Origin of the sequence: Labrys miyagiensis (assembly GCF_030160835.1) — a bacterium.
In the GTDB taxonomy this organism is placed as follows: Bacteria; Pseudomonadota; Alphaproteobacteria; order Rhizobiales; family Labraceae; genus Labrys; species Labrys miyagiensis.
In genome coordinates this window covers 12,299-36,517 of record NZ_BSPC01000037.1, presented here as the reverse complement: position 1 = coordinate 36,517, position 24,219 = coordinate 12,299, and the positions used below count along the sequence as shown (strand labels likewise).

Genomic DNA, 24,219 nt, shown 5'->3' with positions numbered 1-24,219 from the left:
GCGAAATGCCGACGGCTATTATGGCTGGGAGGAGAACGCTCCTTTCGACAAGATCATAGTCACCTGTGGCATCGACCACATCCCGCCGCCTCTCCTGAAACAACTCAAGCCCGGCGGCATGATGGTAATCCCCATCGGGCCGCCGGGTGCGCAACATGTTCTGAAAGTCGTTAAGCAGCAGGAGGCCGATGGCAGCTTCCATGTGGCACGCTCCGACATTTATGGCGGCGGCATCATCAATTTCGTCCCCTTCACCAAGCTTGAAGGTGAAACGATCAAGGGTACGCACAGCAACTAAATCGTCTTCGCCGAGAGCGCGATTTGCGATCTTTTGGGTGACAGGAAGATTGCCCGGAACGCCAGAATTGCGACGAGGTAGGCAACGCCGCTGATCGTCAGGACGGTAGATAGTCCAAAGGCCGTCGCCACGATCGGAACTGCTGCCGCACCGACCACGGACATCGCACCGTTGATACCCCACGCCCAAATGAACACCGACTCCTTGCCAAGGCGACTAAGCCATGTCATCGCGGTCGCCATCGGAAAGCCCATAAGGAATGCCGGCGGGGCGACCAAAGCGAAACAACAAAGGATCCGCAGCCCGTAGGACATTGCCCCAATTCTGCCGAGAAAAGGATCAAGCCACCACGCGTAGGCGATCAAGAGCAGGCCAATGGCTAAGAGGATCGCCGGTAGAGCAATGCGGGCAACATCCGCGATGCGCTCCGACACCAAGCTGCCAATTCCGGAGAAAACCAGCATTGCGGTGATGAGGATTGAAGCAGAGATGGTGGGATTGCCAAGTGGCACGACGAACTTCGCAATCAGCGCCACTTCCACCATGATATAACCGAGGCCAAGGCAACCAAAATATACGATCGTCCGCAGAAGCCCCCTGTAACGGCCCAAGTCAGACCGCCATCCGACCATGACCGGAATCGCGATCAACATCGAGGCCGCGACAATGGCGATCAGAAAAGTTGCCCAGACGAGAAGATAGCCCCATTCATCCTGGAAAAGGTCCAGGCGGTCCGTCACCTTGAGCAGATCGGCGGGTTTCACATAGGCTGCGAAATAAGGGCGATCATTGGAAAGCGAGCGTGCGTCGAAGACATAGTCCGTTGCGACGTCATTCCAGCCGCCGTGGACAAGCGCGTTCCAAGCAATCTGACCCATTGTGGTCGAAGGCAATTGGCCGGGCGCATCCCCCGCGGGGTTTGAATCGACGGTCGGCGCATCCGGACCGACGTCCTGCGTGGAGGGCGAGGAGGCGGGCGCTGCGCTCGGCCTGTCAAATATACTATTGCGATAGCTTTCGAGGGTAGGCTGGATCTGTTTGGAGTCGAATTGAAGCCCTGGGAAGTAGACCTCGTCGAACGACATAGCCCGGGTGTGGTCGTGTAGTTGCGCGATCTCCGCCTGGGTGAAGCCGCCCTGCTTGTAAAGCACGGTGGTCGTCGACAGGTAGCTCGACACCACGAAGAAACGGTCCGCAATCGAAGCCGGATCGACGGCTCTGGCTGCCTCTGCCATGGTGGCGTAGAGCTTCAGGATGGATTTCGGCGGCTCTTCCTTGTTCCAAAGGGTCACCGAAAGCACGCCGCCAGGCGCCAAGGCGCGCATATAGCTCTCCATCGCCTCGCGTGTGTAGGCGTATTTTTCAGCGATCGCGAAGCCGCCGGGGCTCGAAAGACCGGTGGAATCAGCGAGGCTAAGGTCGACAACGTCATAGGTGCGAGGCGAGTGAGCGAGAAAAAGACGGCCGTCATAGTCCACGACGCTCACTTTTGAATTGCGCAGCACACTTCCGGTGAAATCTCGAATCTCCAGATCATCCCGAAAGGCCTGGAGAATCGCAGGATTGGCTTCCGCAACTGTGACATGGGCTGAATATCTCAGCGCTACTGCTGTCGAGATGCCGCCGCCAAACTGGACCACGAAAGTGTCCGGCTTGCCCTTGATGACATAGGGATAGACCATCGGCAAAAAGCTGAAATAGGCCTCCTCCGCTTCGGACAAGTTCCGAATAATGCCAAAGGGGCCGTCGCCATCGATGTACATGCCGAGATAGGCGTTGGCAGGCATCTCGGGCAAGTTAAAGGCCGCATTGTCCGAAAGACCCGGCGCAAAATGCAGGTACGAGCTCGAGTAGACCTGCAACAGACCGAAGGGCGAGGCGTTTTCGTAAACCAGCCTGCTATCCGGGAATTTGCGCGCATAGGCGACGCCCTTGTAGTCGGACACTGCGAGCGTCGTTGCGCCGAGGAGGCGCGGCGCTGCCTCTTGAAGGAGGATGGCCGACAACGCTGCGATAGCGAGGGTCGCCAGGCTGGCCCGCCCGGGACGGAGCGCAATCCAAAGCAGGCTGCCAAGCAACCACAGGCCAAGCGGAACAAGGAGGAGATTTTCTGGTAGGAGCACGTAGAGGCTTGCGAGCGTGACAAGTCCTCCAAGACCCGCACCGGCCAAATCGGCAAAATAGACTCTGGCAAAATGCGCGCGCGCCTTCAGAAAGACGCAACCCAGGAATAGTGCGCCCGCCGTGAACGGCAGCAGGTAAAGCGCCAGATTGCCGTATAGGCGCCATTTCTGGGCCGGGTCGGATATCAGGAAGATGGCATTGAATGGAATCTGCTGCGCCAGGAGGTTCGATGCGATCAGCAATGGGCCAAAGAGAAAAAGCGCAATAGTAGCGAGCGTCCAGCCACGATGCTCGAACCAGCCACTCGCCGCGCACATCACGACGCTGGTGATGCCGAAGCTCATCATCGCCAGGCTTACAACCATCGAGCCAAAATGCGCCCAACTTCCAACGGCGAAAATGCGCATGATGACGATCTGCAGGGCGATCACGGCGCCGGACACAGACGCAACAGACAGGTAAATCAGCACAGTCAGCCTGTCCTGGGGTGCGACATTGTCTTGCGCTGTCACCGATTGGGGCCCCACACAGATGCACGGGTAAAGCTTACGGGCTGATAATTGCTCTAGGAACCGATAATTAGGGAAGCATTATGGGGATATCGACCGGTCCGCGATTAGCTCCTTCGCCGCTCGTCATGCCACCCGCATTCCTCATCTGCCGGCGTAATCCTCTTGTTAACATTCCCTACGGATTCTAACCCGCATTTCTCACCACTTTTTTGTTTCCGATTAAAGTGTAGTGCTTGCGGGGTCGTGATAGCCCTTGTGGCGCGGCGGGCAAGAGCCATCGGCGCGCCTTTGCAGGTTTTGCAGCTCAGTTCGGGCGCAGAATTGTCCGTAGTCTCCCGTGGGCCGAGCGTTTGTCAGTGGGCCGTCTTGTTGAGGGCGGCCCAGGTTATTAGGAACAGGCCGCTGCTTGGCCAAGATCGCGTTCAATCCAGCGCCGACGTAGATGCCAAGCGGGTGTTATCGACGCTTGGTCAGTAATTCGATCAGGCTGTCCTCGAACGTGTCCAGATCGGCGCCGAGATCCTGGGCGGAGCCGGTGAATACCAGCTTGCCTGTCGCTATGACGCTGATTTGGGTGCATAGCGTGCGGATTTCCTGTGCGTCGTGGCTACTGAGGAATGTGGTGACATCCTCGCTGGTTGCGAGGTCGCGCAATAATTTCCAAGTCTCCCGCTTGGCTGGTAGGTCCAGGCCACGCGTCGGCTCGTCCAGGAACAGCACCTTAGGGCCGCCGAGGAGAGCACGAGCGATCTCAACACGTCGTTTCATGCCGGTGCTGTAGGTGCCGATGCGCTTGCCCCGGAATCGTTCCGCCAGGCCCACGCTGATCAAACAGCGCTCCACCGTGTCCCGCACATTCTCGATGCCGCGGATGCGACAGAAATAGGCGAGGTATTCGCGAGCCGTCCAATCCGATTGGCTTTCGCTCGTCTCATCGCTGACGAGGCCGATGAGCCTGCGGACGGCGAGCGGATCCGCGGCGATGTCGTGACCCCAGAGTTTCGCCGTGCCTCTCGTCGGTGGAAGCAGGGTCGTGAGCATTCGGATGGTCGTCGTCTTGCCGGCTCCGTTGAGACCCAGAAAGCCGTAAAGCTGTCCCTTCGCCACCTTGAGGCTGACCTCGTCAACCGCGACAAAGGTGCCGAAGCTGCGCGTGAGACCAGTTGTTTCGAGGGCAAACTCCGTCATCGTGTTCGTTTCCAGCGCATGAAAATAGCAAAGAAGCAGAAGAGTGGGAGGACGGCGCCTGCGCCGGCCATTTCGGCGAGGGCATTTGGCACATGCGCTTCGACGGCTGCCCTGGCGCTCAACGTGGTGGCTTGTGAACTGCCCTCGACCAAATAGGTTGCGTCGACATCGATGGGATAGCGTACGCCGCCAATGTCCCAGGGTGCGTTCGGAACCAGAGTGACGGGAATGCGCGCGACCCATCCAGTCTCGATGCGTTGCCCATCGGCATCTGCCGGTCCTATCCCGGGTGAATAGGTTCTGGTCTCCAGATCATGTCCAATGTCGACAGACGCTGTCGGCAAAACTTGGACGTCCAGACCGCTCTGGCCTGTGACATGGATGTCCAGCCGTGCCAGCCGTTGCTTAGTATTGACCGGAAGGAACAACAGAAGATCCTGCCTGGTCGGCTGGCTGGTAGGAAGCGAGGGCCATTTGTCCCGGTTGAGAAGAGTGTCACAGCAGGCTGCGGGGGCGGTGGCTCGCGGATCGACGAGGGCGAGTTGTCCGCCACCCCGCATGAACAGGCCCGGTATGGACGGTGCATTGTTTCGGGCAGGCGCATCCTTGTCATAGTCCGTGTTGGCGAATAACGCAGGGACCAGCACGAGGGCGACGAGCCCGAGCACGATTACCGTGCGCTGGCCCGAAGAGGCTTCCCACGATTCGACCCCCTGTGTTCGCAGGAATATCCATGCGGCCAGTGCGAAGGACCCGCACACGATCAGGCCGAGGCAAACCCAAGTTGCAAACGTCGAAGCGGGAACCGCGCTGGTGGCGAGGGTGAATCCCAGTCCGTTCTTGAGGAGCACCAGCGGGCTGATTAGCGCGACGTGACCAGTGGCCGTGGCGCCATAGCCCCGCGTGACCAGCAACTCCTGCAGCGGCACCAGTACGGCATAGACCAGCATGACCCCCACGCCCGTTGCAACCGGCGGTGCTACGCTTGGCCCGATGAACAGCACACCGATCAGAGTTCCGACGGCGACGCAGACCAGCAGGATCCCAGGTGTCCAGATGAGGAACTTGGCCAATAGGAAGGGTATGCCGACATTAGCAACGTAGACAACGGCTAGCGGCGCGACGGCGAGGTAATATGCGGCTGCCAGTGTCGAGACGACGAGAACTTTGGCGACGAACCAATCCCTGCGGTCCACCGGTGCGGTAAAGACGCTTTCAACGAAACGGTTGGCGCGGGGGCTGGCGATCGCCCCGGCCGCCAGCGGCAGAAAGCAAACCGGCGCGAGGAAGTAACCGATGACGCCATAGCCATCGAGCCAGCTATCCTGCGTGGCGACGGCCGCAAGGCCGCCGAGACCCAAAAGGACAATAGCTGCCCCCATCCAGGCGAAACGTCCGCGCATGACTGCCCGAAGTTCTTCCCTATAGAGCGTTAGCATGTCGCTCTTGTCTCCTTCCATCATGCGATTGAGGCTCCGGCGCGGATTGTTGCGCGGTGGCAAGCGTCGGTTCGGATATCTGTTGCTGCTGCCGGCGCGGCGAGGCCATCCCCGCGAAGGTGAGGTAGACCACCGGCGTCGTGAATAAGGTCAGGACCTGCGAGATCACCAGCCCGCCCACGATGGCGATGCCCAGGGGAACGCGCAGCTCAGAGCCTGGGCCGCTTCCCAACGCCAGCGGTAGCGCTCCAAAGAGCGCGGCGAAAGTCGTCATCATGATTGGACGAAAGCGCAGAAGGCAGGCCCGGCGAATGGCGGCAGCCGGGGCGAGGCCTTGAGTGCGTTCGGCGTCGAGGGCGAAGTCGATCATCATGATGGCGTTCTTCTTGACGATGCCGATCAGCAGGATGATGCCGATCATGCCCATGATCGAGAGATCCTGGCCACTCAGGAGCAAGGCCAGGAGCGCCCCGAGCCCCGCCGACGGCAGTGTTGAAATGATGGTCAGGGGATGGATGACGCTCTCGTAAAGAATGCCAAGGACGATGTAGACGGCAATCACGGCCGCCAGGATCAGCCAGGGCTGGCTGTTCAGCGAATCCTGGAAGGCCTGTGCCGTGCCCTGGAAGGTGGTTGCCACCATGATCGGCATGCCGACCTGCAATTCGGCGACATGAACGGCGTCGACAGCCATGCCGAGCGAGGTGCCCGGTGTCAGGTTGAAGGACAGCGTTGTCGCCGGTAGCGATCCCTGGTGGTTGATCGTGACGGGCATCACCCCGTTCTTTACGGACGCCAGCATGCGGAGCGGCACCAGGGTCCCGGTGGTGGCGGAACGCACGAAGAGATGATCCAGGGCGCCCGCCGAGAATTGGAAGGACGGTTCGAGTTCCTCGACGACATGATATTGGCTGACCTGCGTGAACAGGGTCGCCACCTGGCGCTGGCCAAAGGCGTCGTAGATCACGTCATCGATCGCCTGCACGCTCACACCCAGCCGCGAGGCCGTCGCCCGGTCGATGACGAGCGTGGCGCTGGTCGCCGCCGCCTGCAGGTCGGAGGTCACGTCCTGGATCTGCGGAAGCTTCGACATGGCTTTTTGCATGGCGCCCGACCACTTCGCCAATTCGGCCGTGTCGCCGTCCTGCAGCGTGTACTGATATTGCGCTGCCGAGGGGCGGCCGCCGACCTGGATATCCTGCCGGACCTGCATGCCCAGCGTCAGGCCCTCGATGCCGGCCGTTGCCTTCTTCACCCGGGCCATCACCTGGGCCGCAGTCGATTTGCGCTCTCTGAACTGCTTGAGGTTGATCTGCAGTTGTCCCACCGCCGAGGAGGGACTCGGGTTGATCCAATAGGCGACATTGTCGACATCGGGGTCGGCCATGATGATCTTGCCGAGCCGCTGCATCTTGGCCGACATGGCGCTGAAGGAGATGTCGGTGGCGGCCTGAGCCCTGCCTTGAATGAAGCCGGTATCTTGCTGCGGCAGGAAACCCTTTGGCACCACGGTATAAAGCCAGAGCGTCGTGGCCAGGGTCAGCAGCGTCACCATCAAGGTGATGAAGCGGAAGCGCAGCACGACATCGAGACAGGCGCCATAGCCTTGCGCTACCGCCTCGAAGGCACGCTCCGACCAGCGATAGAGCCGGCCGTGCGGTTGGTCGTGCTCATGATGGATCAGCCAGCCGCACAGCATTGGCGTGACGGTAAGGGAGACCAGCCCTGACATCAGGATGGCGACGCTGACCGTCACCGCGAATTCGCGGAACAGGCGACCGACAATGCCGCTCATCAGCAGGATTGGTATGAAAACCGCGATGAGGGACACGGTCATCGAGATGATGGTGAAGCCAACCTCGCGCGAGCCTTCAATTGCGGCCTGGAGCTTAGGTTTTCCAGCTTCGATATGGCGGATGATGTTCTCGATCACCACGATGGCATCATCGACGACGAAGCCAGCCGCGATAGTCAGCCCCATCAGCGACAGGTTGTCGAGGCTGTCTCCGAGAAGGTACATGGCACAGAACGTGCCGAGCAGAGACAGCGGGATGGTGATGCTCGGGATGAGGGTCGCCCACAGGTTCCTCAGGAAGGCGAAGATCACCAGCACCACGAGAGCAATGGTGATCAGCATAGTGATCTGAACATCGTTTACCGACGCATGGATGGTCTGAGTGCGGTCACCGACCACGGCAAGCGTCGCCGCAGCGGGCAATCCTGCCTCGAGCGCCGGCAGCCGGTCTTTGATGCGTTGGATGGTATCGACGACATTGTAACCCGGCTGCTTATGGATATCGATCATCACGGCATGCCGGGATTGCAGCCATGCCGCCTGGTGGGAATCGAGTGGCCCGGTGACAATGGTGCCGAGATCCTGCAGCCGGATCGGTGCCCCGTTCCGATAGGCAACGACCATCGACTGGTAGGATCGCACGTCGATGATCTGGTCGGTCGCGTCGAGGACGACCGCCCGATCGGCGCCATCCAGCGAGCCCTTGGGAGCGTTGACGGTCTGGGACCCGATGATGCTCCTGATGTCCTCAAGGGTGAGGCCGCGGGCCGCCAGCCGGTCTGGATCGAGGCGTACGCGTACGGAGGGGCGCTGCGGACCGTGGAAGTCCACCAGGCCCACGCCCGTTATCTGAGAGAGTTGCTGGGCGATGACGTCTTCGGCGTAGTGATCGAGCTCGGTAAGCGGCACAAGATCAGAGGAAAGTGCCAGCGTCAGAAGGGTGAAATCGGCCGGGTTGGTCTTCTCATAGGTCGGCGGGCTGGGAAGGTTCTTGGGTAGATTGCCGGCTGCGGCATTGATGGCGGCCTGGACATCCTGGGCGGCACTGTTGATGTCGCGCGTCAGGTCGAATTGTAGCGTGATATTGGTCTGGCCGGAGGAACTCGTCGACGTCATCTGGGTGATGCCGGAAACGTTCGAGAGCTGGTTCTCCAAGGGTGTGGCGACCGAGGTTGCCATCGTGTCTGCATTGGCACCGGGCAGGTTCGTCTGGATCTGGATTGTTGGAAAATCGACCTGCGGAAGGGGAGCGACCGGCAGCATGAAATAGGCGACGGCTCCGAGCAGCACCACCGCGAACGCCAGGAGGCCGGTGCCGATGCGGCGCCGAATGAAGATTTCGGAGACGCTCATGACGCATTCCCCGACGTTGCAGGCCCATCAGCGGGCTGCTCCCTGGGGCTGACAAGGCTGCCATTGGCGAGGCGCGACTGGCCGTCGAGCACGGCATCCTGTCCCGGTGAGGCCCCCGAGAGCAGTGCCGTGAAATCGCCGACGCTGGGGCCCGTCTTTACGGGAGCTGCGGCGACTGAACCGTCCGACTTGATAATGAAGATGTAAGAGCCGTTCTGTCCGTTCTGCACGGCGGCCGACGGAACCACGACAGCATTGCGATCGGTGCGTATGAGGATTCGGGCGGTGACTAATTCTCCGGGCCAGAGGGCCTGATCCTGATTGGGAAAGATGGCCTTGAGGCGGATCATGCCGGTCGAGGTATCGACCTGGCTGTCGATGACCGCGAGCTTGCCGTCCGCAAGATGGCGGGTGCCATCGCGGCTGTCGACGGCGACGGCGAGCTCTCGCTGTGCCTGTCCAGCCAGAAGTGCGGGCAGGTCATCCTGCGGCAGCGAGAAACGCACCGATATCGGCGCCATTTGCGTAATGCTGACCAGGCCGCTCGAGTCGCTCGCATGGACCACCGCGCCCTCGTCGATCTGGCGCAGTCCGACACGTCCGGCGATGGGCGCCTTGACGGTGGTGAACTCCAGATTGAGCCTGGCGGCATCGATAGCGGCCTGATCGCCAGCCAGCGCCGCTGTTAGAACGGCAACCTGGGACCTAGCCGTGTCGATCGCCTGCATCGTGCCGGCGCCCGTCTGGCTGAGCCTGTTGGCACGCGCCTCGTCGGCCTTGGCATTGTTGAGCGACGCCGTATCCTTCTGATAGGCGGCCTCGGCCTGCGCGAGCTGTGCCTCGTAAGGGCGCCGGTCGATCTGTGCGAGGACATCGCCGGCCTGCACGTCACGTCCTTCCTGCAGGGATATGTTCTGCAACTGTCCATCCGCGCGAAACTTGACGTCGATGGCATTGAGCGACGTGACGGTGCCGAGGCCGGACCGCTCAATCGGCAGATCTCGTATCGTAACCTTCGCAACTGTCACGGGTATGGCCGTGGGTTTGGCGGCGGGAGGGGCTGAGCCGCCAGCCCTGGTTCCCAGGAAGGCCTTGCCCCCCACCGCCAGGGTACCGACAGCCACGACCAGGGCCAGCATCCGCAGCCAGCGTGCCTTCCGCAATGGTCGCGGTTCATTCCCGTCACTCACCAGATGTCTCCGCCATGATCGTCTCGATGCAACGGTTGCCATCAAGCGGTGATCCGCCCGGCGCAGCCCGGCGCGCCGCGGGATCATCATGGCCGCCTCTCAATGGCGCCGGTTTCTCGCCAACATGAAATAGGATTCAGGATGGAGGCTTTGGCACTCCAGTCTGTGCCGAAGCGAGGCTTGCGATCATGTAGCCAGCACCCGGCACGGTCTGAATAAGTGGCCTGTCGAAGCCCTTGTCGAGCTTGCGGCGTAGGCGATGAATATGCATGTCGATGATGTTGCCGCGCGGTTCGAAATCATAATTCCAGGCCGCCTCTGTCAGCATGGAGCGCGTCACCACCTGGTCGGCATGCCGCATCAGGGTCTGCAGCAGCAGAAACTCGCGATGCTGCAGCGGGATGGGTCGATCCGCTCGTATCGCCTGACGCAGCCGCAAGTCGAGAGTGAGGTCGCCGACGCGCAGCATGTCGGGATCCTGTCCCCGCGAACTGCGGCGGCTCAACGCCTCGATCCGGGCGAGAACCTCCGAAAAGGCATAGGGCTTGGCGAGATAGTCGTCACAGCCGGCGCGCAGGCCCTCCACTCGATCGGTGGTTGCCGCGACCGCACTGATCATCAGGATCGCAAGCGCCGCATCATGCTGACGCAGGCGCCGCACCAGTTCGAGCCCCTCCATGCCGGGAAGACGCCTGTCCACGACGAGCAGGTCGTAAATGCCCTCCAACGCCATGGCCAGGCCGGCTTCGCCGTCGCCGGCCCGGTCCACGATATAGCCGCTCTCCGACAGGCCGCGTGCCAGATAGCCGGCCGTCTTGTCGTCGTCTTCAATAATCAGAATACGCATTCGCCTTGCTATCCAAGCGGGACCTTACGGGAGAGTAGCATCGCGGCCCTTATTGTCCGCTGGCATGATCGTGTCATGTCGGCGATCTCGAGCCGCTACCAGGGGATGCCCCGGATTAATTAGATTTCATGTTGGTGCGAAACCGCCGCTGACCTTGCAATGAGATAGTAGCGATCCGACGGGGAGCATGCGATCAGCTTTGCGTCGGGAAGACGGCGAGCCCGCGTCGGGGAGGCAGGATGTCACGAATTCTGGTGGTCGAGGATGACGATAGGACATCCGTCGAGATCGAGGCCGCGCTTGGCGATCACGGTCACCGCGTCGAACGCGTGACGACCGGCCGCGAGGGCATCCTCCGCGCTGTGGCCGAGAGCTATGATGCCATCATTCTTGACCGGATGCTTCCGGGCGATATCGACGGTCTTGGCGCTCTCGCCGCCCTAAGGGCTGCGGGCGTACCCACACCTGTCCTGATCCTCAGCGCGCTGTCCGCCGTCGATGAACGCGTCAGGGGGCTCAAGGCCGGTGGTGACGACTATCTGACCAAGCCGTTCGAGTTCCTGGAATTGACCGCGCGACTGGATGTCCTGATGAGACGCCGATCCACCGCGAGGGCTGAGACAATCTTGCGCGCGGGCGATCTCGAATTGGATCTCCTGAAGCATATCGTGCGCCGAGGGGAGCACATCATCGAGCTATTGCCGCGCGAATATCGCCTTCTGGAATATCTCATGCAGCATATGGGACAGGTAGTGACGCGCACGATGCTGTTCGAAGAAGTCTGGCACTATCGCTATGATGAGCCAACCAATCTGATCGACGTGCATGTCAGCAAGCTTCGCCGCAAGATCGACCAGGTCGGGGCGGCTTCGCTGATTCAAACCGTCAGGGGCTCTGGCTATGTTCTTGCCGCGCCTAAGTGACGTTTGCCGGACCACCAGCTTTCGCCTGGCAATGCTGTTTCTGGCACTGTTCGGCCTGGCATCATTCATACTCTTCAGCTTCATGTATATCGAAGTGAAGAGCTTCATGCGCAACAAGGTCGATCAATGGGTTCTGGGCGAAGAGCAGGATTTCGCCCGGCGTCCGCTCGACGAGATCGTGCAGCGGCTTCGAGACCGCGCCGTGGGGGAGAGCGACACGGGACGCCCGATGGCCCTGTTCGACAAGCAAGGTACCCTGATTGCAGGTAGCGCCATAGCGCTTCCCAATGCAATTTCGCCGGCGGGAGAACTCTTCAATTTCCAGCTGGAGGGTGCACGGGCCCATACCCATTTCCGCGGCGTGGTTCTCAGTCTTGCCTTGGGAGACAGGCTGCTGATTGCCCAGGACATCGGCGAACTGCGCGAGTTCAACGAAGTTCTTTCGGAGGCCATGGCGCTTGCCGGGGCTATAATCGCCATCCTGGGCCTGGCTGGAGCAGCGATCGTGGGTGCCGGCGCAGTCAGGCAGATCGACGGGATTACGCGGGCTACGCAGGACATCATGACCGGTGACCTGTCAAAGCGCCTCCCCGTCCGGGGAAAGTCGGGGGACGTCGACAGGCTGGTCGCGGTCGTTAACAACATGCTCGCCGAGATCGAGCGACTCATACAGGAGGTGAAAGGCGTCTGCGACAACATCGCCCATGATCTCAGGACGCCGCTTACCCGCCTTCTGGCGGGACTTGAACGGGTCCAAAGGCGCGCCTCGACCCTGGACGATTATCGAGCCGGCGTCGACGAAGCCATCACCGAGACACAAGCGACGCTCAGAACCTTCAGTGCCTTGCTTCGCATCTCCGAGATCGAGGACGGCGCCCGCCGATCCGGATTTCAATCCGTGGACCTGGCTGCCATAGCCACCGATGCCATGGATTTTTATGAACCGGCCGCGGACGAGAAATCCATCTCAATGACCTTTGCTGTCGAAGGATCGCCGCTTCTGAAGATTCCGGGAGAGCCGAGCTTGCTTTTCGAGGCGATTGGCAACCTCCTCGACAATGCGATCAAATTCACGCCTGAGAGGGGAAAGGTCAGCCTCACGATTCTAGCAGGACCCGGAGAAGTAAACATAAGAGTGTCTGATACCGGGCCGGGCATTCCCAAGGGCGAAAGCGAAGCGGTGCTCAGGCGCTTCTATCGCACGGAACCAAGCCGTCATACGCCAGGCAACGGCCTCGGGCTTAGCCTCGTTGCGGCTGTCGCTCGTCTCCACGGCATGAATATTGTAATCGAACACCCGGCGGTTGGGGCGTGTGTCGCGCTTCGTTACGATGCGAAGCCTGACCTGAGACCTCTTCCGCATTGAGAGCTGCTTCGAACCGGAGCCAAATCGTAATTGAACTTGATCCCATCACGATCCTTTTGTGCTCACGGACCGCCTAATGAGCGCAATTGGAATTCCCATTCATAGTCGAACGGACATGTGACCGCTTTATTCCGGAGAGGGGCGATGGCGTCTGCGTTCGGATGACAAATGAATAGCTCGACGGTCCCGAACCGGCGCGGCTTGATTGGATGCTGTTGTTTTTCGCCGGAGCAATATTTTCGCCCATACCGACAGGCCAAAAACGGGCGCAACCACCGCGAGGACCGACGGTGTCATAATCATCAAATAGACGAACAAACCGAAATGATGATGTCGAACGAAATAATGGGAAACGACCAAGCCAGCACAAAACGCAAGGCAATAACAGGCATTATATGGCACCCCCGCACCTGCGGCGAAGCCTTCAATGACGCGGTCTTTGAAGGTGCGCATGCAGCCAGTTTAGGTGGCATGCGGTTATAGGAAAATTAGAACGGCTACGGAGCGCGCGCTCCCGCCCGCTTGTGTGGCATCATCGGCGACGCCGGGAATCGGAATGCAGATGTGAATCGGCATCATGAAATAACCCCAGTCTCCACAACAATATCAATGAGATAGGATGCCAATCAGCGTCCAATCCCCATGCCGATTCACACTTTGAACGCGGCGAAGTGGACAGCGACCTTCTCTAGAAAGTGCTGCGAGCCTGATGCGGCCTGCGGAACATGTTCGCCTCGAATCGGGCTCCTCTCACGACTTCTGGCGCTGACACGGGTGCCGACCGATCGCCCGGTTCGTTCGAAAACAGCCAAATCTCGCGGATCGCCTCCAGGAGACGGCGCAAGGGCTGAAGTCACATCAGAGCATAGGGATTATTGCTGCTGCCGACCACTGAGAGGCGATTCGCCTGTTCGGCAGCGTAGCGAGCGATGTAGCTATCGAGAGCGGCGCGGAACTCTTCCTCGCGGGAGCAAGCTCCGTTTGCCGGTTGCGTGGTCGGCCTCTCAGCTTTGACAAACGGCCGCTCAACAATGATTGCTGACATGGTCGCTCCTCCTTATGCCTTCGAAAGAGGATGAGCCTGAAGCGCCTCAGCCCGTACAAACAGGCTATCAAGCCTGCCGAGCAAAACCCCTAGATGCGGGGAAACAGCGCGGCTATTTAAGCGCCAATACGACCTCGCCCGATACTGGGTCAGTGAGGCCAAGGCCACTGCCAAGGTCTTCCAGCGTGTCGCGGAAGGCATCGAGCGTCGCAATCATAGTCGCTCGCGCCGCGTCAAGCGCCGCCATATCGGTCCATTCTGCAATGATGCAGTAAGTGCGTTCACCGGTCTTGATGATGTTGGCGTGCCGCAGGTTGGGCCAGTGGCAGCCGACCGTCGTGTGGGCATCAAGGAACTCCTGCTCTCGACCCGGCTTGACCCGAAAACGTACAGCGTTGAATGCGGTCATGATGTTGCTCCCTATCTCGCTTGGCGGAACGGCTTGCGGCCGGCCATGACCAACTCCTGCTCTATGGGCGCGCTTCGAGGATGAGATTGAACGGCGTCTCGATGGCGCGGTGAAAGCGGGTGAAGCCAGCTTCCTCCGCGACCTTCCCCAGTCGGGCCTCGCCGGCCTGTGCGCCGAGCGCCAGCCCGACTTCCTGATCGAGCGAGGCGGGCGTGCAGATCATGGTCGAGGCAGCATAGTAGAGGCGGCCAACGGGTATGAGATTGTCCTCCAGCCGGTCGCCGGCGAAGGGTTCCACCAGCACACAGGTGCCATCCGGCACCATCGTGCTGCGCACGTGGCGGAGCGCGCCCACGGGGTCGGCCATGTCATGCAGGCAGTCGAAGAAGCAGACGAGATCATAGCCTTGCGCCGGTATAGTCTGAGCCGCGCTGACCTCGAAGGTGACACGCCGCCCAAAGCCGGCGGGCGCGGCGGCTTTGCGCGCGTCTTCGACCGAACCCTCATGGTAGTCGAAGCCAAGGAAGCGCGACCTGGGGGGCGCCTCGGCCATGAGCCTTGTCGAGACGCCGTGGCCGAGGCGTTCATTGCCGCGCCGATGTCGCCCACCAACTTGCCCATGAAGGTGTTGAGCTTGTCCTCATTCAAATTCGTCATTGTACGATCCTCCGATCGCAAGGTTGCGTTCGTCCGGCCGGGCCGAAGCCCAGCGCGGTCTCTTCGCGAAATGACGAAGGTCCGTGCGGCACTATTCGTCCCAGGCCTGGACGATGGTCTGGTCGGCGATCAGTCCGTTCTCCAGTCTGACCACCGACATGCACAGGACCTTTGCACCGTCCGGATAGGCGCAGGCCTGGGTGAAGGCCATCTGGTCGTCCTCAGCGATGGTAACTTCCACACGGTGCGTCATAGCCCGTCCGCAGATATCGTCCCAGAACGCGCCGATAGCGGCCCGTCCCTTGATCTCGCGCGGTCGGCTGGGGGGATTGTTGCGGTCGACGATGCGCGCCACGGCGTGATCGGCGTAGAAGCTGGCGAGAGCCCGACCGTCCCGCGTCTCGATCGCGCGCTTGATCCCGGTGCTGGTGACTGGCTTGATCTTGTCCTGCATTTCCCTGGTCCTCCAGTTGAGTTGCGCTCCGGTCTGCCTTCGGCCGGCGAGGCAGTCGGTCACTTGGCGGCATGGACGAACACGGCGTCGATCTCCTGCCGGAATTATGACGTCCTTTCGTATTTCGATGGCGACGCCCTGCGACGACGCCAAAGCACGAAGTCAACCGTAGCGAAGCAGCGCGCGCGCTGCTTCCATCGAAAGCGCCATGCTGTTCATGGCTCGTTCGAGCCAGCGTCTCAGAGCCCTGGCTGGCGTCCGACCAGCGCCGCCGCTGCGGCCCGAGTTGGCAGGTCAAGCTTCAGCAAGATATTGGCGACGTGCCGCTTCACCGTGTGTTCGCTGAGGCCCAGATGTAGGGCGATACCGACATTGCTTTCGCCATCGGCGATCAGCGACAGCACTTCACGCTCGCGCGCGCTGAGGACCTTGGCATCGATCGGACGAGCCATGCGTAGTACAGGCTCGAGATGTCGTTCGGTCACGAGAACCACGATCGGCACGCCGTCGCGGCCGTTCTCGACTGCAAGTATTCCGCGATCGACAAATTGCAGCCCGGAGCCCGAAACTAGATCGCTGGCTTGCCGTGACAGCAGGATTTCGGTGGGGCGGGCGGCAGCGGCAATGCAGTCGGCTATATCGAGCATGCTACCGGACAAAGGCTGAAGCGCGATGTCGATCTCGCCGATATGGATCGCCTGTGCGATGGGGAAACCAAGTGAGGTTGCGATCTCGCGCAACGCGATCGCGCCGGCAACGGCGCGCGTTGGCCCGTCGAAGCGGACGACGATTCTTTCCGCGGAAGACCATTCCGCACGGCCACCATGGCGTTCCGTCACAGCCGGAACCGCTTCGCGGAGGCGTTCCAGGCGCTCGTCCAAAAGCCGTTCCTCCATGCAGGTCGCGGAACGGCCGGACTTGTTGGCGACGCGCACGATGAGAAGAACGGCGAGCACGCGGTTGCCGTCGGCGACCGGACGCTGGCCAGTGAGGAATTCCTCGATGAGATCGGCGACGCGGTCGACATCGCCGGTCCAGATCGGATGGTCGCGGCCGGGAAGCTCGGCGAGACGCGCGCCGGTTATCCCGCGTGCGAGGCGGCGACTGCCGTCCACGCCTGCATAGAGGTCCTCGATCCGATGAATGATAAGAGCCGGGGTCCGCACATCGGACAGCCTGTCGCGAATATCGATCTCAGCGTTCATGCGTATCAACGCGGCAGCGTCGGTCGGACTTGCTGACAGGCGCTCGAAGCGTGCCCACCAGTTGGCAAAATGGCGATCGTCGGCGCGGCCCGGCACCAGCACATGAAGCATTGAGCCGTTGCCCCACGATGCTTCGATCGACTCGATGAAGGTGCGAAGTCTCTTGGAGTCCATCACCGTATCCTGGGAATGCGTATAGCCGCCGAACAGCACGAGCGCGCGCACTCTTTCCGGGTTGTTCGCCGCGAACAGCACGGACAAGGCCGCGCCTTCGGACGCGCCGATCAGGATAGCTCGTCCGCAACCGGCGGCATCGATCACTGTCCGAATGTCCTCCGCGCGTGCGCCAAAGCCACGACGCTCCAGCCCATTGCGGTCGCTCAGCCCTGTCCCGCGCATATCGAACAAGATCAACCGGCCGAAGACGGATAGTCGTTTGACGAGACGGGCATAGCCGGGATTTTCGTCCAAAATATCGAGATTGGAGGGGAAGCCAGATACCAGCACGAGGTCGAGCGAACCCTGACCCACGACTCGATAGGCGATCCTCGTCCCGCCATTTCTGGCGTATCGCGTCTCAACCGTGCGCACGACTACGGCCCATGTTGCTTGATTAGCCATGCACTATAGCAAGACTTGCGCTCGTCGGCAGCGTAACAGACTAGCCAGGCGCTGATATCACGACCACGAACATTTAGACGATAGCGATTGGGCTGCTCGTCGCCACCTCGGCTGCATATCGGGCGGCGGCGATGCGGCAGGTGTGCGGTGCGACCTCTGGCGTGTCGAAATGCGCTCGGACTGACACTCGTGTGCAGATCTCTTCCAGGCCCCCTGTTACGGATCTCGATTAAACACGTTTTCACCAGAGGCAGTTCTGCCTGGAAATCAACAGGCAGCAGGGCATTGTCAACTTAATCGACGGACAGATCGATCGGAGCACTATTCTTTCCGAATCCAGCTTCGAAGCGATCGAGAATGCCCCGAACGAGGCTTGCCGCGTGAACTTTAATTGTCGAATTTCTCAACAAGAAGCTTAAGTTGACAATGCCGTCGCGCTGCATAGGCACTGCTTATCGTTTCTCCTCGCCAGTGTCGGAGGCCGCATCGTTTCCGGAGCCGGACGTAGCCCGAACACCGAGACGCCAGGCGGAGGGCGGGACGCCGATCATCTTCTTGAAGGCGCGGCTGAACGCTGCCTCGGACTCGTAGCCGATCTCGGCGGCGATGTTTGCTAGGTTGCCTGTGCCAGTACTGAGCAACTCGGAGGCGATCTGCATCCGCCATCTGGCAAGATAGTGCATTGGCGGCATCCCGACGATTTTGGTGAAGCGCTCGGCGAGGACGGTCCGGGACAAAGCTGCTTCCTTTGCCAGTGCCTCCACTGTCCAATTGTTTGCTGGCCGATCGTGGATCAGCGCCAGCGCCTTGCTCAGATGCGCATCGCGCAGACCTGCCAGCCAGCCGGTCTGTTGAGGTGGCAGCGATGCCACATAGCGGCGCAGGACGTCCACGAACATCAATTCGCTCAGCTTGGTGAGCACCGTTTCGCTGCCCGCCCTCTTCTCCGCAACTTCCGAAACCGCCAGCTTGATGAACTGGCCGAGCCAGCCGCCATCACCCTTCGCGTCTCCGGCCTTGATGGCAGGCGGCAGTGCTTCGAGCAGGGGATTGAAGGGCAACGCGTCGCAAGCGAGATAGCCGCAGACGAGTCTAACTGAGGTCGAGCTACCCCCGGCGCAATTGATATAGAACGGCATTCGACCCGCGGTCGCTATGTCTAGCACGTCGGCGGTCGGCGGGTCGGCTCGCAGGTCCGGATGGCTCGACATGATGTGCGGGTCGCTCTTGGTGAAGACCACAACCTCGCCGGCCTCCAACGGGATCGCTTCGGCGCCCACGATGCGAGCAAAGCAACGACCTGCCGTAACGACGTGGTAGGAAATCAGGTGATCCGCGCCGGGGAGGATCTTCGGCAATATCGAGGATGGCGCGGGCGAGCAGACGGCCCACGGGTCGTGGCCTTCGATCTCGAAAAACGTCGCGCCGGTAAGGCGCACCGTCCTCAAGAGATTTGACAGAGCATCCCCGGCCATCCCACCCAAGTCCCGCCATTCCACTTCCGGCCCACAAGTCACGCGGGAACCCCCGCGCGAATCCCATTCCAGTTCCGGACGCCTTGTCAAGCAAGGCGGACGCACCGTCATTCCGTTCCTGGCCGAATGCCCTAAACCCCGGACGATGCCCAATCGCCCAATCGGGCACCGAGCGCCGTCGAACCAGTGATAAGGAAATTAGTCATGACGGTACATAAGGGCGGGTGTTTTTGTGGCGCCGTGGAAATCGAAGTCCACGGGACCGCCGAGGCGATGGGATATTGCCATTGCAGTTCCTGTCGGTCGTGGTCTGCCTCTCCCGTGAACGCCTTCACGCTTTGGAAGGCGGAGAACGTCAAAGTCAGCAAGGGCGCGGAGTTCCTCTCGGGCTTCAAGAAGTCGGAGTTGAGCAACCGTCGGTTCTGCACGAAGTGCGGCGGTCATCTGATGACGGACCATCCGCCGCTCGGACTGGTCGACGTCTATGCGGCGACGATACCGACAGTGGAATTCACGCCGCGGGTCCATGTCAACTACGCCGAGACCGTCCTGCCGATGAAGGACGGGCTGCCCAAGCTGAAGGACTTTCCAGCCGAGCTCGGCGGTTCCGGTGTGAGCCTACCGGAATAGGTCCGGGCCGACACCTCACGAGTTGCAAAAAACTAAAATCACAACAGGAGAATATCAATGGATATCGCAACGTTTCGCGTCAAACAGGAACCCATCAAGGATCTTTATCGCAAGGACGCGCAGGCCGCGCTTCTTACCTTGAAGGCCAGGGGCAAGGCAGACGACTCCAGGGTGACCTGCAAGGTGGAGACCGGACACGGGCTTGTGCTTGCGGGCATTCACCCCAAGGCTGGAGGGAGCGGACAGGAACTGTGTTCGGGTGACATGCTGCTGGAGGCTCTTATTGCCTGCGCCGGCGTCTCGATGCGGGCTGCGGCCGCCGTCCTCGAGATTCCGATCAGGTCGGCGGAAATCTCCGCCGAGGGCGACGTCGATCTTCGCGGTACGCTCGGTGTCACGGAAGGCGTGCCGGTGGGATTCAAGGAAATCCGCCTGCGCTTCGACATTGACACGGATGCGGAGCTGAGCCGGCTGACCGAGCTGGTTGAGCTAACTGATCGCTATTGCGTGATTTTGCAGACCATCCAGAGCAGCCCCGAGACCCATGTGAAGTTCAACAGGGTCGCCTCCTAACAGTACACGACAATAGAGCAAGGGACCGACAGGGTCTTCTCGTCCCGAACGCACGGTATCGTATAGCGGTGCTGCCCAGTTCCGGGTTCGGGACCCGAAGACCCGGTTAGGCTGACAACGCCGCTAACGCTCAATCGGCGACAAATGAGGTGTCTGGATTGGCCTTCGAAGAAACCGCTTTTTAGGCAATATCAACCTGCCGATTTATGGCCCGACATCCACACGCCCCTAACAGTCAGCTTGTCATCGAGATGGACAAAATCGGCGCGAAACCGCGGTGCGATGCGCCCGCGCTCATTATCGAGCTTGAGGAATTGGGCGGGGTATAGGCTCGCCATGCGCAGTGCCTCGTCGAGCGCGACGCCGAGGTGGTTCACTGCGTATTGCACCGCGTGGTCCATGGTAAGATCTGAGCCTGCCAGCGTGCCATTGTCCAGCATCAGCACACCGTCGCGGCGCGTGACCTTGCGGCCATTGAGATAGAACACGTCATTAGCATCCCCCGCGGTCGGCATGGCGTCTGAGACAAGGAAGAGGCGTCCAGGCCCTCTCTTGGCACGGATCGCCGGTGCAAGGGTGGCAGGATGGACGTGATGGCCGTCGGCGATCACGCCGCACCATAGGGCGCCGCGATCGAGCGCTGCCCCAGTGACGCCGGGCTCGCGGTTCTGAAGAGAGGACATCGCGTTGAAGAGATGGGTAATGCCTGTCGCCCCCGCGTCCGCAGCAGCCATCACTGTGTCGTAACCTGCATCGCTATGGCCGATGCTGACGATCACGCCACCATCGACGAGGCGGCGGATGAGGCTATTCGGTGCGTTTTCCGGTGCCACCGTCATTAGCACTGTCTCGATACCGGCGCCGAGGACCAGGTCGACATCTGCCTCCGTCAGCGGACGGATGAGGGACGGATCATGTGCGCCCTTGCGGGCCACGGACAGGAACGGCCCTTCGAGGTGGATGCCGAGAATGCCAGGCGTGCCCACCTCGATCGCGTCGCGCGTGGCAGCGATCGCGAGCCTCATGCCCTGGGGCTTGTCGGTGATGAAGGTCGGCAATAGGCTTGTCGAGCCATGGCGGCGATGCGCGGCCGAAATACCCGCGAGCGTGGGCACATCTGGGGTTTGGTTAAATAGGAAGCCGCCCCCGCCATTGACCTGTGCGTCGATGAATCCGGGAGCGAGAACGCCGGAGGGCAGAGCACAGACTATCGCTTCCGCCGGGATGCCGTCGCGCGGCACGATTGCTACGATGCGTTCGCCCTCGACGAGGACACCATGTTGGTCGAGAAAGACATCGCCGGTGAAAATCCACGGAGCGGTCAGGGCGGTCAGCGCCATCAGATCGTCTCCGTCACTTTGTGCAATCGGGTGGGGCGGTCGGGGTCAAACCCGCGGTGGCGCGCAATCTTCTCCGCCAGGCCATAGAAGGACAGCAGCATGGCCAGGGGGTCGATGAGGGGATGCCCCGAACTTTTGAACGGCAGGTCGTCACCACCAGCCACGAACATGGTAGCGCCAGCAGCGCGCAAGCGTTCGATCGCCTCGCCCATCGCCGCATAGGCCGCATCACCCGGGCGGAACGCCAGAATGGGGAAACCCTCGCCAACTAGTTGCAGCGGTCCATGCATCACCTCGGCTCCACTATAGGCCTCGGCGTGCAACACAGCTGTTTCCTTGAGCTTGAGCGCTGCCTCCTGTGCGACCGGAAAGGCCGGGCCGCGGCCGATGACATAGGCCGATTGCGCCTTTTCGAACACCGGAATTGCAGAACTCCAATCGGCCGAAAATGCAGTCTCGAACGTTCCGGGCAATTTGCGCACAGATTGCTGTAGCGACTTTTCCTGGTGCCACTCGCTGAGCAGCGCGGCGAGGACTGCGGCAGAGCTGAGGCACGTCTTGGTGGCAGCTACGCTCTTCTCGACCCCAGCATGGATGGGCAGCACGGCATCGGCCTGAGCTGCAAGCGGAGACGTATCATCATTGACGACGGCGATGGCGAAAGCTCCAGCTTCCCGGGCCGCGCTCTGCAAAGCGAGGATATCGGGGCTCTTGCCCGATTGAGACACCGAGATGACAACGGCGCCCTTGAGCCGCAGCGGCGCATTGTAGATGGAGGCGATTGAGGGGCCGATCGAGGCAACAGGCACTCCGGTGCATATCTCGCTGAGATATTTGAAATAGCCCGCCACGTTGTCGGACGATCCCCGCGCGCAGGTCACGACCAGAGACGGGGCGATGTTTCTCAGCTTTGCGCCGATCCTTGCCAGGGAAGCACCTTCCCGGTCTAGGAAACGGGCAAAGGCCGCCGGCGTTTCAGCAATTTCCAAGGCCATTGCGGTTGTCGTCGAGGAGGAAGTCGGGGCCGTCATTCGCGCCTCAATGTCAATTCGGCAACGAAGTCATACGCGTCGCCTCGGTACCATGAATGGGTGAATTCGATCGGCGTCCCGGTCTCGAGGAAGGCGAGACGATCGATCGATAAAGCAGCCGAACCCGGTGGCACATCGAGCAGGGTCGCCTCCTCTGGGCCCAGGTTGGCGGCACTGAGGCGCTGCAAGGCTCGCACGGGCCTGACACCACGCTCTTCGAGCACGGCATAGAGCGACTGACCGACGAGGTTCGGATCGGGAAGGTAGCGCGTTGAGATGGTAGCGCGCTCGATCGCCATTGGCGTATCGTCGGCGAGACGAAGGCGCGACAAGCGGCATACCGTTTCGGTGGGTGACAACGACAGGCGCATCGCTTCCTGAGGGGAGGCCAGCGACACCTCGCGTTTGAGCCATCGCGATGTTGAGACGAAGCCGCGCGAGTGCATATCCTCGGTGAATGAGGTCAGTCGCGACAGCGGCTGCTCAACCCTCTGGGGTGGGGCCGCGACAAAAGTGCCGGATCCCTGCCGCTGCTTTAAAAGCCCAGTTTCGACGAGGCCCGCGAGTGCCTTGCGCACGGTGACGCGCGATACGGAAAAAGCTTCGGCAATATCGCGCTCGCCAGGCAAGGCATCAAGCGGGCGTAGGTCACCACGCTGGATAGCGCTTCTGATCCGCTCCTGCAGCCGCAGATAGAGCGGAGCCGGATCGTCGGCCGGCAGTCCCTCGAGCCCGAAGATGGATGCGATCCGGCTCATCCGGTTACTCCAGAATTTACTGCGGCCGCATCGGCGCCTTGTCGCGCCAGCATCAGGGCGCCGTCCATGGCATCGCCTTTGGCTTGGACCAGGATCTTGTCATAACGCGCCGGAATGAAAGGGCGATAGGGCTTGGCGAGGCCCCCCATTAGGGCGATGCGAGGCGCCCCCAGGAAGGTTAACCTCTCGAGCATCGCCACAATCGAGCGTACGGCGTCCGCGATCAGGAAATCAGCGACGCTGTCGCGGCCGGCGCGCTCGAAGACGAGAGGTGCAAAACTGCCATAGTCGCGAGGTGTCGCAGACTTCGCCCATAATACAGCTCGCGCGGGCTCGTCGTGGAAACGGGCCAGAATGGCACGCGTGAGATCTGAAGCGGGACAAAGGGCGTCGACAGCCAAAATGGCGGCACGCAAGGCGGCACGACCGAGAATGGCGCCGGAGGCTTCGTCGGAAATGGCAAACCCCCAACCACCGACCGCTGTGCTCTTGCCGCCCACCAAAGCCAATCCTTGCGAGCCCGTGCCAAGAATGAGGATGCCGCCATCGCCGCCACCATGAGCGCCGAGGCAGGCCGAAACAGCATCAGAGGCAACCGCTACGGTGCGATAGCCGAAGGCGAAACCGCCGATAGCTTCGGCGAGGGCCGGAACATTCGCCCCGGCCAGGCCCAGGCCGGCATGAACGAACGCGCGCGCCCTCTCGCCGAGGCCCGCAGCCTTCAACGCGATGTCGCCGGCGGCCGCGATGGCGGTGCCGGCCGTCTCGATGCCGAGCGTCAGGTTGGATGAACCGGACAGTCCTTCACCGATGATGCGGCCGCTGCCATCCGCGAGCCGGGCGCGCGTATTGGTGCCGCCGCCGTCGATGGCAAGATAACAGGGGCTCGACATTCTTTCCTCTCCTTCAGAGACAATACCAATATAAACCATCTTGTAAATCACAAACAAGCCATACTGAAATTTCGCTGTCAGTCGCCATTTGCA

Annotated in this window: 21 protein-coding genes and 1 pseudogene; 5 read left to right on the top strand and 17 right to left on the bottom strand. The window is 61.1% G+C overall.

Annotated features, from left to right (window positions below; translation table 11 throughout):
• On the top strand, window positions 1-298 hold a 298-nt coding region (locus tag QQL24_RS19795), incomplete at its 5' end, for a protein-L-isoaspartate O-methyltransferase family protein (RefSeq protein ID WP_431310721.1).
• Here the strand turns inward: QQL24_RS19795 and QQL24_RS19790 are convergent.
• The 6 genes from QQL24_RS19790 to QQL24_RS19765 form a co-directional block, all read right to left on the bottom strand.
• Window positions 295-2,892 carry a spermidine synthase family protein gene (locus QQL24_RS19790; protein WP_284314025.1) on the bottom strand — a complete coding sequence of 866 codons (2,598 nt, stop codon included), beginning with the start codon at window positions 2,890-2,892 and terminating at the stop codon, window positions 295-297. The two genes, QQL24_RS19795 and QQL24_RS19790, sit on opposite strands and share 4 nt — an antisense overlap.
• A gap of 498 nt (window positions 2,893-3,390) precedes the next feature.
• Window positions 3,391-4,122, bottom strand: coding sequence for an ABC transporter ATP-binding protein (locus tag QQL24_RS19785; RefSeq protein ID WP_284314024.1), 732 nt, complete (start codon window positions 4,120-4,122; stop codon window positions 3,391-3,393).
• Window positions 4,119-5,585 (bottom strand): ABC-2 transporter permease, encoded by a 1,467-nt coding sequence (locus QQL24_RS19780; RefSeq protein WP_284314023.1) that lies wholly within the window; start codon window positions 5,583-5,585, stop codon window positions 4,119-4,121. Before QQL24_RS19780 ends, QQL24_RS19785 begins: the two co-directional genes overlap by 4 nt.
• Window positions 5,545-8,709 carry an efflux RND transporter permease subunit gene (locus QQL24_RS19775; RefSeq protein ID WP_284314022.1) on the bottom strand — a complete coding sequence of 1,055 codons (3,165 nt, stop codon included), beginning with the start codon at window positions 8,707-8,709 and terminating at the stop codon, window positions 5,545-5,547. Before QQL24_RS19775 ends, QQL24_RS19780 begins: the two co-directional genes overlap by 41 nt.
• Window positions 8,706-9,899 (bottom strand): efflux RND transporter periplasmic adaptor subunit, encoded by a 1,194-nt coding sequence (locus QQL24_RS19770; protein WP_284314021.1) that lies wholly within the window; start codon window positions 9,897-9,899, stop codon window positions 8,706-8,708. The genes QQL24_RS19775 and QQL24_RS19770 overlap by 4 nt, the downstream gene beginning before the upstream one ends.
• 136 nt (window positions 9,900-10,035) lie before the next feature.
• Window positions 10,036-10,746, bottom strand: a complete 711-nt coding sequence (locus tag QQL24_RS19765; RefSeq protein ID WP_284314020.1) for a response regulator transcription factor — start codon at window positions 10,744-10,746, stop codon at window positions 10,036-10,038.
• Between the two features lie 239 nt (window positions 10,747-10,985).
• Between QQL24_RS19765 and QQL24_RS19760 the strand changes: the two genes are divergently transcribed.
• Together QQL24_RS19760 and QQL24_RS19755 are read left to right on the top strand one after the other, a co-directional pair.
• On the top strand, window positions 10,986-11,669 hold the full coding sequence (locus QQL24_RS19760) for a response regulator transcription factor (protein WP_284314019.1): 684 nt from the start codon (window positions 10,986-10,988) through the stop codon (window positions 11,667-11,669).
• Window positions 11,647-13,035 (top strand): sensor histidine kinase, encoded by a 1,389-nt coding sequence (locus QQL24_RS19755; RefSeq protein ID WP_284314018.1) that lies wholly within the window; start codon window positions 11,647-11,649, stop codon window positions 13,033-13,035. Before QQL24_RS19760 ends, QQL24_RS19755 begins: the two co-directional genes overlap by 23 nt.
• A 126-nt stretch (window positions 13,036-13,161) precedes the next feature.
• Here the strand turns inward: QQL24_RS19755 and QQL24_RS19750 are convergent, their stop codons facing one another.
• The 7 genes and pseudogenes from QQL24_RS19750 to QQL24_RS19720 all read right to left on the bottom strand — a co-directional run bounded on the left by QQL24_RS19750 (window position 13,162) and on the right by QQL24_RS19720 (window position 18,901).
• Window positions 13,162-13,488, bottom strand: a complete 327-nt coding sequence (locus QQL24_RS19750) for a hypothetical protein (protein WP_284314017.1) — start codon at window positions 13,486-13,488, stop codon at window positions 13,162-13,164.
• Between the two features lie 400 nt (window positions 13,489-13,888).
• On the bottom strand, window positions 13,889-14,080 hold the full coding sequence (locus QQL24_RS19745; protein ID WP_284314016.1) for a hypothetical protein: 192 nt from the start codon (window positions 14,078-14,080) through the stop codon (window positions 13,889-13,891).
• A gap of 112 nt (window positions 14,081-14,192) precedes the next feature.
• Window positions 14,193-14,489, bottom strand: coding sequence for an antibiotic biosynthesis monooxygenase (locus tag QQL24_RS19740; protein WP_284314015.1), 297 nt, complete (start codon window positions 14,487-14,489; stop codon window positions 14,193-14,195).
• A 61-nt stretch (window positions 14,490-14,550) separates the two neighbouring features.
• Window positions 14,551-15,066 (bottom strand): annotated as a pseudogene (locus QQL24_RS19735) (class I SAM-dependent methyltransferase); the annotation flags it as partial.
• A 171-nt stretch (window positions 15,067-15,237) separates the two neighbouring features.
• Window positions 15,238-15,600 (bottom strand): nuclear transport factor 2 family protein, encoded by a 363-nt coding sequence (locus QQL24_RS19730; protein ID WP_284314014.1) that lies wholly within the window; start codon window positions 15,598-15,600, stop codon window positions 15,238-15,240.
• A 239-nt stretch (window positions 15,601-15,839) separates the two neighbouring features.
• Window positions 15,840-17,396 (bottom strand): alpha/beta fold hydrolase, encoded by a 1,557-nt coding sequence (locus QQL24_RS19725; RefSeq protein WP_284314013.1) that lies wholly within the window; start codon window positions 17,394-17,396, stop codon window positions 15,840-15,842.
• Between the two features lie 482 nt (window positions 17,397-17,878).
• Window positions 17,879-18,901 (bottom strand): AraC family transcriptional regulator, encoded by a 1,023-nt coding sequence (locus QQL24_RS19720; protein WP_284314012.1) that lies wholly within the window; start codon window positions 18,899-18,901, stop codon window positions 17,879-17,881.
• A gap of 204 nt (window positions 18,902-19,105) precedes the next feature.
• Here QQL24_RS19720 and QQL24_RS19715 point away from each other — a divergent pair, with 204 nt between their 5' ends.
• Both QQL24_RS19715 and QQL24_RS19710 read left to right on the top strand, forming a co-directional pair.
• Window positions 19,106-19,531, top strand: a complete 426-nt coding sequence (locus QQL24_RS19715) for a GFA family protein (RefSeq protein ID WP_284314011.1) — start codon at window positions 19,106-19,108, stop codon at window positions 19,529-19,531.
• A 57-nt stretch (window positions 19,532-19,588) separates the two neighbouring features.
• Window positions 19,589-20,104, top strand: coding sequence for an OsmC family protein (locus QQL24_RS19710; RefSeq protein ID WP_284314010.1), 516 nt, complete (start codon window positions 19,589-19,591; stop codon window positions 20,102-20,104).
• 191 nt (window positions 20,105-20,295) lie between these two features.
• Here the strand turns inward: QQL24_RS19710 and nagA are convergent, their stop codons facing one another.
• The 4 genes from nagA to QQL24_RS19690 are packed head-to-tail and all read right to left on the bottom strand — an operon-like array spanning window position 20,296 to window position 24,126.
• Window positions 20,296-21,444 (bottom strand): N-acetylglucosamine-6-phosphate deacetylase, encoded by a 1,149-nt coding sequence (gene nagA, locus QQL24_RS19705; RefSeq protein ID WP_284314009.1) that lies wholly within the window; start codon window positions 21,442-21,444, stop codon window positions 20,296-20,298.
• Complete coding sequence (locus QQL24_RS19700; RefSeq protein ID WP_284314008.1) at window positions 21,444-22,475, bottom strand: SIS domain-containing protein; 1,032 nt, start codon at window positions 22,473-22,475, stop codon at window positions 21,444-21,446. The genes nagA and QQL24_RS19700 overlap by 1 nt, the downstream gene beginning before the upstream one ends.
• Window positions 22,472-23,233 (bottom strand): GntR family transcriptional regulator, encoded by a 762-nt coding sequence (locus tag QQL24_RS19695; RefSeq protein WP_284314007.1) that lies wholly within the window; start codon window positions 23,231-23,233, stop codon window positions 22,472-22,474. Before QQL24_RS19695 ends, QQL24_RS19700 begins: the two co-directional genes overlap by 4 nt.
• Complete coding sequence (locus QQL24_RS19690; RefSeq protein WP_284314006.1) at window positions 23,230-24,126, bottom strand: glucosamine kinase nucleotide-binding domain-containing protein; 897 nt, start codon at window positions 24,124-24,126, stop codon at window positions 23,230-23,232. The genes QQL24_RS19695 and QQL24_RS19690 overlap by 4 nt, the downstream gene beginning before the upstream one ends.
• Window positions 24,127-24,219: the final 93 nt, after the last annotated feature.